13 protein-coding genes are annotated in these 13,609 nt (G+C 65.5%); 6 read left to right on the top strand and 7 right to left on the bottom strand.

Annotated elements, in window-relative coordinates; translation table 11 throughout:
- Window positions 1–197 precede the first annotated feature (197 nt).
- The 6 genes from PV768_RS15910 to PV768_RS15885 are packed head-to-tail and all read left to right on the top strand — an operon-like array spanning window position 198 to window position 8,120.
- A complete protein-coding gene (locus PV768_RS15910; RefSeq protein WP_421093497.1) occupies window positions 198–296 on the top strand; it encodes a potassium-transporting ATPase subunit F in 99 nt (32 codons plus the stop codon).
- 7 nt (window positions 297–303) lie between these two features.
- Complete coding sequence (gene kdpA / locus PV768_RS15905) at window positions 304–1,971, top strand: potassium-transporting ATPase subunit KdpA (protein WP_421093496.1); 1,668 nt, start codon at window positions 304–306, stop codon at window positions 1,969–1,971.
- Window positions 1,968–4,106 carry a potassium-transporting ATPase subunit KdpB gene (gene kdpB / locus PV768_RS15900; protein WP_421093495.1) on the top strand — a complete coding sequence of 713 codons (2,139 nt, stop codon included), beginning with the start codon at window positions 1,968–1,970 and terminating at the stop codon, window positions 4,104–4,106. Before kdpA ends, kdpB begins: the two co-directional genes overlap by 4 nt.
- Window positions 4,107–4,116: 10 nt before the next feature.
- On the top strand, window positions 4,117–4,740 hold the full coding sequence (locus PV768_RS15895; protein ID WP_421093494.1) for a potassium-transporting ATPase subunit C: 624 nt from the start codon (window positions 4,117–4,119) through the stop codon (window positions 4,738–4,740).
- 30 nt (window positions 4,741–4,770) lie between these two features.
- Window positions 4,771–7,446, top strand: coding sequence for a DUF4118 domain-containing protein (locus tag PV768_RS15890; protein ID WP_421093493.1), 2,676 nt, complete (start codon window positions 4,771–4,773; stop codon window positions 7,444–7,446).
- On the top strand, window positions 7,443–8,120 hold the full coding sequence (locus PV768_RS15885; RefSeq protein ID WP_421093492.1) for a response regulator: 678 nt from the start codon (window positions 7,443–7,445) through the stop codon (window positions 8,118–8,120). The genes PV768_RS15890 and PV768_RS15885 overlap by 4 nt, the downstream gene beginning before the upstream one ends.
- A 119-nt stretch (window positions 8,121–8,239) precedes the next feature.
- On the opposite strand, the gene PV768_RS15880 is transcribed toward PV768_RS15885, so the two are convergent.
- The 7 genes from PV768_RS15880 to PV768_RS15850 all read right to left on the bottom strand — a co-directional run bounded on the left by PV768_RS15880 (window position 8,240) and on the right by PV768_RS15850 (window position 12,937).
- Window positions 8,240–8,710, bottom strand: coding sequence for a DUF4383 domain-containing protein (locus tag PV768_RS15880; RefSeq protein WP_421093491.1), 471 nt, complete (start codon window positions 8,708–8,710; stop codon window positions 8,240–8,242).
- A gap of 187 nt (window positions 8,711–8,897) precedes the next feature.
- The gene (locus PV768_RS15875) at window positions 8,898–9,173 is read right to left on the bottom strand and encodes an ANTAR domain-containing protein (protein WP_421093490.1); all 276 of its coding nucleotides are present in this window, start codon (window positions 9,171–9,173) and stop codon (window positions 8,898–8,900) included.
- 184 nt (window positions 9,174–9,357) lie between these two features.
- Entirely contained in the window at window positions 9,358–9,780 is a 423-nt protein-coding gene (locus PV768_RS15870) for a hypothetical protein (protein WP_421093489.1), read from the bottom strand.
- Window positions 9,781–10,686: 906 nt separating this feature from the next.
- Window positions 10,687–11,148 (bottom strand): hypothetical protein, encoded by a 462-nt coding sequence (locus PV768_RS15865; protein WP_421093488.1) that lies wholly within the window; start codon window positions 11,146–11,148, stop codon window positions 10,687–10,689.
- Window positions 11,149–11,233: 85 nt separating this feature from the next.
- Window positions 11,234–11,623, bottom strand: a complete 390-nt coding sequence (locus PV768_RS15860) for a hypothetical protein (RefSeq protein WP_421093487.1) — start codon at window positions 11,621–11,623, stop codon at window positions 11,234–11,236.
- The gene (locus PV768_RS15855; RefSeq protein WP_421093486.1) at window positions 11,620–12,246 is read right to left on the bottom strand and encodes a signal peptidase I; all 627 of its coding nucleotides are present in this window, start codon (window positions 12,244–12,246) and stop codon (window positions 11,620–11,622) included. Before PV768_RS15855 ends, PV768_RS15860 begins: the two co-directional genes overlap by 4 nt.
- Window positions 12,247–12,313: 67 nt before the next feature.
- A complete protein-coding gene (locus PV768_RS15850; RefSeq protein ID WP_421093485.1) occupies window positions 12,314–12,937 on the bottom strand; it encodes a TasA family protein in 624 nt (207 codons plus the stop codon).
- Window positions 12,938–13,609: the final 672 nt, after the last annotated feature.

Genomic DNA, 13,609 nt, shown 5'->3' with positions numbered 1-13,609 from the left:
TCAGGATCGCGTCGGCCGGACCGACCCCGGGGATTGACTGGGAGCAGCCCCGCATCGGGGTGCGTTCGAAAGGAACCTGCAATGGCCGACGCGGCTGTACTTGGAATCCTCATGGTCTCCATGGGTTTGGTGATGTGGATCGGTCAGCTCCTGACCGGAATGGTCGGCGGTGCCGGTGACGGGGCGGAGGACAGTCAATGAGCGCCGACGCGGTGATGTGGCTGGTCCTGGTGATAGCTGGAGTGTGCCTGTTCGGGTACCTGCTGGCGGCCCTGATCCGTCCCGGGAAGTGGTGAGTGGAGCATGACCTTTAACACCCCATCGTTCCTCATCCAGGTCGCGGCGCTCATCGCCGTGCTCGCGGCCCTGCATAAACCGTTGGGCGCCTATCTGGCGCGGGTTTTCGAAGGCAAGGCTTCGACCCGTCCAGAGCGGTTGTTCTACCGGCTTGCCGGTGTTGACGCGGACACGGAGCAGACGTGGCCGGTTTACCTGCGAAGTGTCCTGGCGTTCTCCGCCGTGTCCATCCTGGCGGTGTTCCTGCTCCAGCGGTTTCAGGGTCTGCTGCCAGGCAGTGGGGAACTCTCCGGGGTTGACCCGTGGGTCGCCATGAACACGGCCATTTCGTTTGTCACCAACACCAACTGGCAGACGTACGTCCCGGAAACCACGGTCGGCATCTTCGTGCAGATGCTCCTCCTGGCCGTCCAGAATTTCCTGTCCGCCGCCGTCGGCATCGTCGTGGCCGTCGCACTGATCCGCGGCATCGCCCGCACCAGGACCGACCGGCTCGGCAACTTCTGGGTCGACCTGACCAGGTCCTCCTTCCGCGTCCTGCTTCCGCTGGCCGGCCTCGCGGCGGTGGTGATGGTCCTCGGCGGCGTCGTGCAGAACTTTGGGCCCACCGAGGTCACCAACAGTGCCACGGGGGTCACGCAGGTAATTCCGGGCGGTCCGGTTGCCTCGCAGGAAGCGATCAAGGTCCTGGGCACCAACGGCGGCGGCTACTTCAACGCCAACTCCGCCCACCCGTTCGAGAACCCCAGCGTCTTCATCAGCCTGTTCCAGGTCTTCCTCCTTCTGCTGATCCCCTCGGCCCTGCCCTATGCCTACGGCCGGATGGTGGGCGACCAGAAGCAGGGGTACACCGTCGCCGCCGTCATGGGCACCCTCTGGCTGGCGTCCACCGCCCTGACGGGATGGGCGGTTGCCTCCGCGCAGGGGACAGCGACGGCGGCCGCCGGGGGGCTCGGGGAGGGGTTCGAACAGCGCTTCGGGGCTGCCCCGAGCGCGATCTTCGCCGCGTCCACCACGCTCACGTCCACGGGCGCGGTGAACGTCGCCCACGATTCCCTCCCGCCGCTGGCGGGCGGGGTCGCGATGGTGAACATGATGCTCGGCGAGGTGGCCCCCGGAGGGACCGGCTCCGGGCTCTACGGGTTGCTGATTCTGTCCGTCATTTCCGTGTTCATCGCCGGTCTCATGGTCGGACGCACGCCGGAGTACCTGGGCAAGAAGATCGGCCCGAAGGAGATGAAGCTCGCCGCCATGTACATCCTGGTCACCCCGGTCCTGGTGCTGGCCCTGGCCGGGATCACCGTGCTGCTGCCGGACGCCATGGCGAACGCCCCTGCGGCCGGACCGCACCAGTTCAGCGAGGTGCTCTATGCCTTCACCTCTGGTGCCAACAACAACGGATCCGCGTTTGGCGGCATCACCAGCTCGGGCCCGTACCTCTCGGCCATGCTTGGCGTCGCGATGCTGCTGGGCCGTTTCCTGCCGATCGTCCTGGTCCTCGCCCTGGCAGGGTCCCTCGCCCGGCAGGCCAGAATCCCGGCCTCCGCCGGGACCGTGCCTACGTACGGGCCGATGTTCGGCTCGCTGCTGCTCGGCGTGACCGTCATCCTGACCGCCCTGAGCTACTTCCCGGCCCTTGCCCTGGGCCCCCTCGCAGAAGGACTCCTGAAATGACCCGGTCCAACACGGCATCCGCCACGGACAAAGCCGCCCAGACGTACGCGGACGGCAACCCCCTCGGAACCCCCGGCGAACACAAGCACCACACCAAGGCCCCCGCGAAACTGACGGTATCCAGCGTCGCCGCGGCGCTGCCCGTGGCCGTGCGGAAGCTCTCCCCGGGCCAGATGATCCATTCCCCGGTCATGTTCACCGTGCTGGTGGGAGCGGCCCTGTGCACGGCGATTTCCCTGTACCGGCCGTCGGTGTTCGGCATCACCGTCACCGCCTGGCTGTGGCTCACGGTCCTGTTCGGAACCCTCTCGGAGGCCATCGCCGAAGGCCGCGGCAAGGCACAGGCAGACAGCCTCCGCGCCAGCCGCAAAGGCGTCCAGGCGAAACTCCGGCTGCCCGACGGAACAGCCAAGGAAGTCCCGGGCACGGAGCTGCGCCTTAATGATGTCGTCATCTGCGAAGCCGGAGACGTCATTCCCTCCGACGGTGAGATCATTGAGGGTCTGGCCAGCGTCGACGAATCGACCATCACCGGCGAATCAGCTCCGGTCATCCGCGAATCCGGCGGGGACCGGTCCTCCGTGACCGGCGGCACCAAGGTTCTCTCGGACCGGATCGTCATCCGCATCACCGCCGAGCCGGGGCAGACCTTCATCGACAGGATGATCAAGCTCGTCGAGGGCGCCGTCCGGCAAAAGACCCCCAACGAGATCGCCCTGCACGTGCTGCTCGTGTCCTTGACCATCGTCTTCCTTGTCGTCACCATGTCCCTGGCCCCTTTTGCCTCGCTGGCCGGGGCGACACCGTCACCGATCGTGCTGGTGGCGCTGTTGGTGTGCCTGATCCCCACCACCATCGGGGCGCTGGTCCCGGCGATCGGCATCGCCGGGATGGACCGCCTGGTCCAGCACAACGTCCTGGCCACCTCCGGCCGCGCCGTCGAAACCGCCGGCGACATCACCACGCTGCTGCTGGATAAGACCGGAACCATCACCTACGGCAACCGCCGGGCGGTGAACTTCTTCCCGGCCAACAACGTCGAGCGCACCGAACTTATCGATGCAGCCCGGCTCTCCAGCCTGGCCGATGACACCCCCGAAGGACGATCCGTCGTGGACCTCGCGGCGGACAAGGGCGTGACCGGGCCGGATCTCGCCGCCCTCGAACGAGGCCCCAACCAAGTCACCGTGGTCCCGTTCACCGCCACCACGCGTATGAGCGGACTGGACCTGGATGGCCGGATGATCCGCAAGGGCGCGGCAGCCGCGATTTCAGCTTTCGTTGCAGGTCATGGCGGCAGAACGCCGGCCGAGGTGACTCACCGGGTGCAGGAAATTTCTGCCCAGGGCGGGACTCCGCTGCTTGTCGCCCGGGTCCGCAACGACGGGGCAAGTGACGTCCTGGGGACCATCCACCTGGCCGACGTCGTCAAACCGGGGATGCACGCCCGCTTCGCCGAACTGCGGAAAATGGGCATCCGGACCGTGATGATCACCGGCGACAACCCCATCACCGCAAAGGCCATCGCCGGCGAGGCCGGCGTCGATGACTTCGTCGCCGAGGCAACCCCGGAGGACAAGCTCGCCGTCATCAGACGAGAGCAGGCCGCCGGTCGGCTTGTCGCCATGACCGGCGACGGCACCAACGACGCCCCGGCACTGGCCGCAGCCGACGTCGGAGTGGCCATGAACTCAGGTACCCCGGCCGCCAAGGAAGCCGCGAACATGGTGGACCTCGACTCCGACCCCACCAAGCTCATCAACATCGTCGGCATCGGCAAGCAACTGCTGATCACCCGCGGAGCGCTCACCACGTTCTCCGTCGCCAACGACGTGGCCAAGTACTTCGCAATCGTGCCGGCCCTGTTCACCGCCACCTTTCCCGGGCTCGGCCTGCTGAACATCATGGGCCTGGCAACCCCAGCCTCGGCCATCCTCTCAGCGGTGATCTTCAACGCCCTGATCATCATCGCGCTCGTGCCCCTGGCGCTGCGCGGCGTCACTTACCGTGCTGTGTCGGCCAACCAGGCCCTGGGCAGGAACCTGCTCATCTACGGGCTCGGCGGCCTCATTGCCCCGTTCATCGGCATCAAGCTCATCGACCTGATCATTTCGCTCATCCCCGGCATCGGCTAGGAACCCCACCATGAACATTGTCACCGGCTACTTCCGCCAGGCAGGGACCGCCGCCAGGTTCCTTGTCCTGGCCACCCTCATCCTCGGTCTGGCATACCCTGCAACAGTCTTCGGCATCGGGCAGCTCATCGCCCCCTACCAGGCCAACGGCTCCATCAGCAGGGACGAGGGCGGCGCCCCGGCGGCTTCTGCGCTGCTCGCCCAGGCTAAAGCCGACGACGCCGGCGCCCAGGACCCGAAGTGGTTCCACGTCCGGCCCTCGGCCGTCACCTGGGACCCGGCGTCGTCCTCGGCCAGCAACCTCGGCCCCAACGACGCCAAACTCCGCGACGCTGTCACGGCCAACCGCGCCGCCGTCGCCACCACCGAGAACGTCACCCCGGCCGAGGTTCCGGCGGACGCCGTGACCGCCAGTGGATCCGGCCTCGATCCTGACATTTCACCGCAGTACGCCAGGCTGCAGGTGCCCCGCGTGGCCGCCGCGAACGGACTCAGCACCGCGACCGTCCAGGACCTCGTAGACCGGAACACCAGCAGCGGCCTGGAGGCCTTCCTCGGGCAGCCCGCCGTCAACGTCACGGCCCTGAACCTGGACGTGGCCGCAGCCTCGCCTTCGTCCCGGCAGCCGCAATAACCGGACCGCTTCAAGTGAAAGAATGACGGGATGGGACGTGGAACGCTGCGGATTTTCCTCGGGGCAGCCCCCGGGGTGGGGAAGACTTACGAAATGCTCGAGGAAGCCCACCGCCTCAGCCGGCGCGGCGAGGACGTCGTCGTCGCATTCGTCATGGACCACGGCCGCGCCGAGACACGGGCGCTGCTCGACGGGCTCGAAGTCATCCCGCCCCGGCGCCTCCCCTACCGGGGCACCGAGTTCGAGGAAATGGACCTCGACGCGGTACTGGCACGGGAACCCGCGACGGCGATCGTGGACGAATACGCGCACACCAACATCCCCGGCAGCCGGCACGCCAAACGCTGGGAAGACGTCGACGAACTCCTGGACGCCGGCATCAACGTCCTGTCCACCGTCAATATCCAGCACCTCGCATCCCTCGGGGACGTCGTCGGCTCCATTACCGACGTGCGGCAGGCCGAAACGGTGCCCGACGACGTCGTCCGAAGGGCAGACCAGGTTCACCTGGTGGACATATCCCCGGAACTGCTGCGCCAGCGCCTGGGCGACGGCAAGATCTATGCCGCGGACAAGATCGACGCCGCACTCTCGAACTACTTCCGCCTTGGCAACCTCACCGCCCTGCGCGAACTGGCCCTCCTGTGGCTCGCGGACCGGGTCGATGAAGGCCTGGCCAAGTACCGGGCAGAGAATGACATCCAGGCCACCTGGCCTGCCCGCGAACGCATCGTCATCGGGCTGACCGGCGGTCCCGAGGGTGAGGTCCTGATCCGCCGCGGGGCCAGGATCCTGAACCGGGTCAACGGCGGAGACCTGCTGGCGGTGCACGTCCGTGCGGCCGACGGGGTGGCAAGCGAGTCGCCCCAGGCGCTGGAAGCCCAGCGCCGCCTGATCCAGGACCTCGGCGGCAGCTACCACATCGTGGCTGGGGAAGACCCGGCCGCCGCCCTGCTGGACTTCGCCCGCAGCGTCAACGCCACCCAGATCGTTGTCGGCACCTCCCGGCGCGGGAAACTCGCCAGCATCCTCGGCGGCCTGCTCGGCGGAGGCATCGGCACCAGGGTGGTCCGCGACTCGGGGGACATCGACGTCCACATGGTCTCCCACCCGCTCGGCGGACGCGGCACCGGTCCCCGCCGGCAACGGGACCTTGGACGCACCAGGGTCACCGTCGGTTTCATCCTCGCGGTCGTGCTGCCCGTACTGCTCCAATGGCTTCTAACCCTGAACCCGGAACAGAACGTCGCCACCGCCGTCCTCGTTCAGCTCGCCGGATCGATCGCGGTGGCGCTTATCGGCGGACTGTGGCCGGCAATCCTCGCCTCGCTCTTCAGCAGCCTGCTCGTCAACTACTTCTCCGTCCCGCCGGTTGGAACCCTCACCATCAGCGACCCCCAAAACGTCCTGGCCCTCCTGGTCTTCGTCGGTGTGTCCGCTGCCGTGGCCGTCGTCGTGGACCTCTCCGCCCGCCGATCCAAAGAAGCCTCCCGCGCCCGCGCGGAAGCCACCACCCTGGCGGACCTCACCAGGGGTGCGGCGAATTCGGAGGACACGGTCAAAGACCTCCTGCACCAGGCCCTGGACGTCTTTGGCGTCCGTGGGGCCGCCCTGTACGGCGCCGCCGATATCCGGGACAGCCGGGCCGGGGAGAGCTGGCGACTCCTCGCCAGCGCCGGCGATATCCCCGGCCCGGCCGCGGGCGGCGATGCTGCCGCCGTGCCCCCGGAATTCCGCACCGAAAACACCGAGCAGATCGACGCCGCCACCCGCCTGGTCCTGTTCGGCCGCGCGCTGCCAGCCAGCGACCGGCGGCTGCTCGGCGCGTTCGGCGTGCACCTCGCCGCGCAACTGGAACGCCAGCAACTGGCCGCCAGCCGCCGGCAGGTCCTCCGCCTCGCCGAAAGCAACACCATGCGCACCTCCATACTCCGGGCCGTGTCCCATGACCTGCGGACCCCGCTGGCAGGGATTAAACTTTCCGTCGGCATGCTTCTTCAAAACGGCCAGCACTACACCCCGGAGCAGGAAAGGGAACTGCTCCAGACCATCGACGAGTGTTCAGACCGGCTGGACCTGCTCGTCGGGAACCTCCTGGACATGTCCCGGATCACCTCCGACTCCGCCACACCGCTCCTGCGCCCGCTGCGCTGGTACGAGGTCATCCCCGCGGCTCTTCACGGGATCCCCGCGGGTCGAGTCCGCACGGAGTTACCGCCCAACATGCCCGAAATCGAAGCAGATCCGGGGATGCTTGAACGCGTCATCGCCAACATCGTCGAAAACGCCGTGAAATACGCACCCGAATCTGACATCGTCCTCGTCGGAACCGCCGGCGGCCTCAGCGCCGAAACCCTTAAGGGCCGCCCCGCCGGGGAACTCCGTATCATTGATCACGGCCAGGGCGTCCCGGCAGAAAGCGTGGTAGCAATGTTCCGGCCTTTCCAACGCCTCGACGACATTCCGCAGACCACCGGCGTCGGCCTCGGGCTGGCCGTGGCCAAAGGATTCACAGAAGCCATGGGAGGAACCCTCACCGCAGAACAAACACCAGGCGGCGGCCTGACCATGGTCATCCGGCTGCCACTGTCCACAGGCGCACCAGCCGACGAAAGCCACGAGCAGGCACCCCTGGTCCCGCAGTCCTTCCTGGCCGGACGGATCCACGGGACGCCGCTGCACCCGTCAGGGACGGAGCAGCCATGACCGGTGTCCTGGTAGTCGACGACGATCCGCACCTGCTCAAGATCCTGAAAATCGCCCTCGAGACCAACGGCTACAGTGTCACGACAGCCGCCGACGGCCGGTCCGCGCTCCTCGCCGCAACCCAGCACCCCCTGGGACTGGTCATTTTGGACCTGGGCCTGCCGGACATCGACGGCAACACCGTCATAAGAAAGCTCCGAAGCTGGAACCGCGTCCCCATCCTTGTACTCTCGGCCCGCCACACCTCCGACGACAAAGTCGAGGCCCTGGACGCCGGGGCCGACGACTACCTCACCAAACCCTTCGGACCCGACGAGCTCCTCGCCCGACTCCGCGCCCTGCTACGACGGACCGTCGACCTGCCACCATCGGACCCCATAGTCGCAACCGACAATTTCACGGTCGACCTCGCCAAGCACCGCGTCACCCGCGACGGTGCCGACGTGCGCCTGACTCCCATTGAATGGAACATCCTCGAACTCCTCGTCAAGAACCCCGAAAAGCTCATCACACACCGCCAGCTGCTCACCGAAGTGTGGGGACCGGCCTATGCCAAAGACTCCAACTACCTCCGCGTCTACATGGCCCAACTCCGCCGCAAACTCGAACCCGACACCAGCAATCCGCGCCACCTCCTCACCGAAGCCGGTATCGGCTACAGATTTCAGCCCTAACAGTTACGGGGCCGCGTCGGAACTGCATAAACCTTGTCGCCGATTCCACCGGCAACTGGTCATCCGCGCGGCCTGAGCACGGTGTGGAAGTAGTCGGGCCGGGCCGACCCGCGCCCCTGTTACCGGGTGCTTGGCGTCCCGGCGGTTCCCCTGCCAAGGAAGATTCCCAGGGCGACCATGACCGCTCCCAGTGCGACGTGCAGCCAGTTGTCCGCGGTGTTGACGGGAATGAAGTTGGCCGAGGATGCCTGGTCAATGAGGAGCCCATAGAGCCAGATCACCAGGTAAAGGGCGCCCCCGCCGATCAGGAAGTACTTCGACTGGGTCGCGTTCCTGCCCATGACCAGCCCCGCGGCCCCGAAGAGCAGATGGACGATGTTGTGCAGGATGGAGACCTGAAAGATGCCCAGGAGCATCGCGCCGGAGTCGGGCCCGGCAAAGGTCATTGCCGAGTAGTTTGTGGTGATGCCCGGGATGAACCCGAGGATTCCTGCCAGGGCGAAAACAGCTCCCGCTGCAAGCGTTGTGGTCTCGATGGTTGTTCTGTGGTGGCCGGCACCTACGCCCGGGTGTGCTGATGACGCAGACATCTGATACTCCCTTGAATGCGGTTGGTGATGCTGATGGCGTCCTTGGATGAATCCGGCCATGGTGTGGACTGAGCCCGGCCGCGTCCCCGGCTGCTAGTTCAAGGATCAACCTTTGGCCGGGCTGGCATGCAGAGGCTTTGGTCCTGCCTGAAGAGCGCCGGGTGTGCCCTCGGTGTTGAGGGTAAGGTCAGGGGTCGAAGTACACGGTGAGTTGCTCTTGGGAGACCGAGGAGACGACGGCCGCCGCGACGTCCCGCAGCTTCACGTTTCTGGTGCTGGCGGCCCGTACGAGGATGGCGAACGCGGCGTCGTGGCCGCAGTGGTTCTGGGCCATCACCACGCCCACCGCGGTGTCGATGACGGTTCTGCTGGCAAGGGCGGCGTGAAGGTTCTCCACCGTGTCCTTGAGCTCGGCGATGCGCAGTGCCGGCCGAAGAACCCCAGCTGCCTGTCCGGCGAACATTTCCGCCGCATCAATGTCGTACGCACTGCGAAGACGATGACTCTCTGCTACCTATGCGTCATGCTCAGTCGCTGCGGCTGGTGAAGTAATGTTCGGACTCAACGGTAAAGCGTCAACTGCGACGGATGTTCCGAGTAATAGCCGGTGTTACAGACGGTGTGCAGTGAAGGCTGCTTCGATGGACTCAGCCCCGGCAGTCTTCGGTGAGGGTTGCTTTTCCACTGGTGGAGTCATAGTGGAAGGCAAGTACCTGATTGGACGCGGATCCCTTGCTGATCGCCGTGATGCGCTGATTGATCTTGGTTTTTCTCGTGGAGGTGCGGAAAGTGATGCTCCAATTCATCACGTACTCAGTGCCCAGAGAACCCACGCCCTGCGCGTGAAGCTTGTAGTGCTCGATATATGTGCCGTCCTTCTGCACCTTCGAAACATACTGGTTTGTGCCTTGCCCCGTAACGTACTCCCACACGCCGCCGCACGTAGTGAAATCAACGGCAAATGTATCAAAACGGTCCCTGTCTGCGGGGGCGGCCGTTGCCCCGCCAGCAGGCAGCAGCATCGCAGGCAAGAAAACGAGGGGAGCAAGAATTCGAGTGAGTTTAAGCATTGATGACCTCTTCACTGTCGCGGAGGTTGGAGGAGCCAACAGTCCGGTATCAGGGGACCTGGAACGAGCTATTGTGCGGGGACCGCATGTCGTGCGGGCCTACACGACCGCAACTTCCTGGGGACCAGGGGGACAGGCTGATGGCTCGAACCCGCGGTCATGGGCACCCGTCAGGGTGAGGGAAAGATACAACCGCATCAAAGGCACGTCCCGGCTAGCTCCGACACAATGGACGAGGCCGCGGCAGCGAGAAGCTGGCCTGAACCTTCGACACCGAGCGCCCTGAGATCCATGACGTGCCCCGAGATGCACGCACCGGCACCTGTAGCCGTCCTCAGCCGGTCAACGCTGTCAGGTCCCCGAGGATTTGTTCCCTCACGCGAGAACCGTGCAGGGTGGGTGCGGCCGCAGCCGGAGACGGTGACTGCCCGCGGGACCACGCCGCGCAGCTGCCTTCGCCTCTGGCCCCGGTCTTCTCCTGCACCGGGCGCGCACTTAGTTTGTATCCATAACCTGCCCCCTGACACCTAATCGCAACGAAGTCTTTGCCCCATTGGGACGTTTCCTCAACGCTAAGGGCCACGGAGGGAAGACAACACGAGTAGTGAGTACTCGATCTTTTGTGCAACGCGTCCCGGGTGGATTACCGTCACCAACGGGGCCCGGCATGGTGAAAGCGCGCTGACCAGCGGCTAATATCTCGGTGTGGCCTTGAGCCAAGCCCTCCATCGGAAACGCGTGGTCAGTTCGAGCCACCGGGGCCGGACGACGGTGAAGTTCCGGAAGTCCCAGGCTGGCGTGTCCGCGGGGATGGGTCCTCCGCCGCCAGCCCGTTCCTCCTCAGGTATGTCCGATACTTGTTCACGGCTGCCGGGGGCATGGTGCTTGTTGGGAAGGCTTGGCAGTTCAGCATGAGACGGTGGTGCCTGGCAGGGGCTGCCCGATCCAGGTGTTTCCTCCCGCTGTGGGATAGAGTCCCCGAACGTTGTAGGGCCTGGGCGTCCTTGCACCTGAGAGTCTCACGGTGATCGGGCTCAGGTCGTTTTGGGCTTTGTCCACCACGAACTGCGGTGCCGTGTCGGCGGGGTCTCGGAAGATTTCGATGCGGAAGGCGCTTGCGCGGGGTACGTAACCGTAGTTGGTGAAGGTGATGGTCAGGTCCCTGCCGGTGCAGCTGGAGGTGGCCGCGGTACCGACTGGCTGGGTCAGGCTGAGCGTTGCTGTGCTCATGTGGCCCGTGGCGCCGGTGGTAAAGCTCGCCTGGGCGATCCCGGGTGCAAGGATCAGGACCGCGGCCGCTGTCAGAACCGCCGCGGACCGTGCGAAACCGACGTGTCGTCCCGACCCCGTGTTTCCGCTGTTTCGCACGGTCTGGACTCTCCTTGTCAGTCTCGGGGTCTGCATCCCTCCTTGCCCCGTGATCGGGCATTTCCAGAAAGGTAGCAAGCAGCATCTAGGCAGGAAGCATGATGTACTTGGACGGCGCAGTGTTGGCAAGGGCTGCTGCCAGTTGGGGTTGGTGGTGTTGTGCTTCCTGTAAGGCCTTTTCGGCCTCGTGGCTATCGGCCCTTTCGATCGCATGTTGAAGGCGGGTGCAGATGAGTTCCATTCTGAGTGCGCCGATGAGGGCGGAACTCGTCTTGAGGCTCAGGGCCGCGTCCAGCGCGGCTTCCCGGTCCCCGGCATGGACCGCACCCCCGATACGCAGAATCCGGCAGGGGAGCATCCTGCCGTAGTCGGTGGCGAACTGTTCGGCCACGGCGCACGTGGTGTCCTCTGCCATCTTCCGCAGCCGCTGGTCATCGAGCACCGTGGGCAGGATCCCCGGCGGCAAGGTGTTCATTGAGGGTGCTCCGTGACGGCAGGGGAGTTGACGCAAGGTTCCTTCTTCCAGATCGAGAGCAGGACCATGCAGACCAGGACCGCCGGTGCGCCGTACATCAGGCTATGCAGGAGCGCCGGTTCGCGGAGTGCGCGGATGGCCGTCCCGAGGTGGGGGATGGTGGCGGCGTGGACATGGACCGTGCCGCCCTGCAGGGTAGCGGTCCACGGATCGGCACCGTTGTTTGCGTCGCCCTTGGTGCGGATGGCCGGGTTTCCGTCGGCGGTCCTGACAATTTCGATGATGCGGTGGGTTTCTACGCGGTGGTCCTCGACCGGTATCCCATAGGTGATGATGTCCCCCGTCTTGAGGCTGCTGACCGGTTTCGGTACTGATACCACGACGTCACCGACGTTGATCACCGGGGCCATGGATCCGGTGAGCATTGTGCTGGTCTGGTACCCCAAAACCCGCGGCCCGACAGCCAGGAACAGGAACGCCGCCACGGCCGCGAGCAAGGCCATCGTTGATGCAGCTCTGGCCGTGGATCGGAGCGCCTTGGCCCAGCGGCTTACAGCCCGTGCAGCGGCGGTGTCAATCGCAGTGGTGGCTCGAGGGGTGCTGTGGGTGAGGGTTGCCGTCATGGCAGTGTCCGTTCCGGGTGGTATTCCTCCGCCGCCCGGTTTCGGCAGGCGGCGGAGGAAGCTGTGGTTACTTGCTGGCGCCGGAGCGCTGGGTTCCGGTGAAGGACAGGTCGATGGAGCTGCTCTTGGCCTGGAAGCTGTTGTCCGCTGCACCTGGCAGGGACAGGGTCACCCGGAGGTTATCGGTGTTGCCGGCCGCGGTGGAGCTCAGGCCGGCCAGGGCGAGGTCCGCGCCGATGACGGCGCGGGAGGCCAGGACCTGGGTGACGGTGCCCCCTGAGCACGTGTAGGTGTAGGCCGGGGCGGTGCCGGCCTCGGTCCACGGCACGGAGCACTTGTCGATCGCGAGCTGCAGGCCCAGGGCCGGGTCGGTGTCCAGCTTGGAGGTGGCGGTAGCCAGCGTCGTTAGCGTGATGCCCGCCAGTGCCTGGTTGCCGGTGGCATTGGTCAGCGTCACGGCGCGCTGCACGGTGTCCCCCGGGACCAGGCCGCTGGCGGCGACGCTGAGGCGGTTGGCTGCGCCTGGGGCGCCCAACGTTATGGCTACGGTGCCCGAGGATACCGCGGTGGAGGCCGAAGTGCTGGAGGTGAACGCACCGTACGTGCCCAGGCCTGCGACGCCGGCGGCGGTGCCGACCAGGGCCAGGGAGGCGACGACTTTACCGGTGGTGGTGTTCAGGCTGAGACCCATGATGACAAACTTCCTTTTCTCTGAGGACGGACCGCCTTCTGCGGCCCGATTGGCTGCCGGCTCCCCTTCCGACAACGCCAACAATGCCCGTCCCGTATCAAGAAACCCGGTCGGTGTTAGTCAAAGTCCCATCAAAAACAAGACCTAACGCTCAAGATTGAATCAAGGCGCTGTTCCGGCTGTGGCTCTGAAGGAGGTCTTAGGCAGTTCTTGACGATATCTGCCGCCCTCCTTGAGGCGGGTGTCCCAGAGTTGTCCGTGAAAGGCAGCGGCGCACCGGGGTGCGGCTGGGACTGGGTCCAGTAGTACCGCGGCCTTGAGTCGGGCAACCGATGGGTCTCATCGCTTGGCGGTGTCAGGGGCGGCACCGCCAAGCGTTTCCCTTCACTGAAAACCCCTTGCTGTCGCCACGGACCACTCTGGTTCCAAAGCCCGGCCCTTAAGGTGGGCGTTTCTTGTTGAAACCACGTTGTCCGTTCCCCATAGGGTGTTGTTATGACTGAGCGATATTTTTTCTCCGCCGACGCGGACAGGATTGATCGTGCCCGAGTGCACCTGTGGCTCAGCGAGCAGTCCTACTGGGCGCAAGGTCGGCTGTCAATGGCCATTTGTTTCTGCCCACGGGCGGCCAGTTAATCGGCCCGCTGGTGGCCAGTAAAACTGCCCGGTGAT

Origin of the sequence: Pseudarthrobacter sp. CC4 (genome assembly GCF_048957775.1) — a bacterium.
GTDB lineage: Bacteria > Actinomycetota > Actinomycetes > Actinomycetales > Micrococcaceae > Arthrobacter.
The sequence above is the reverse complement of the archived record's forward strand: the minus strand, read 5'-3'. Positions and strand labels throughout refer to the sequence as shown.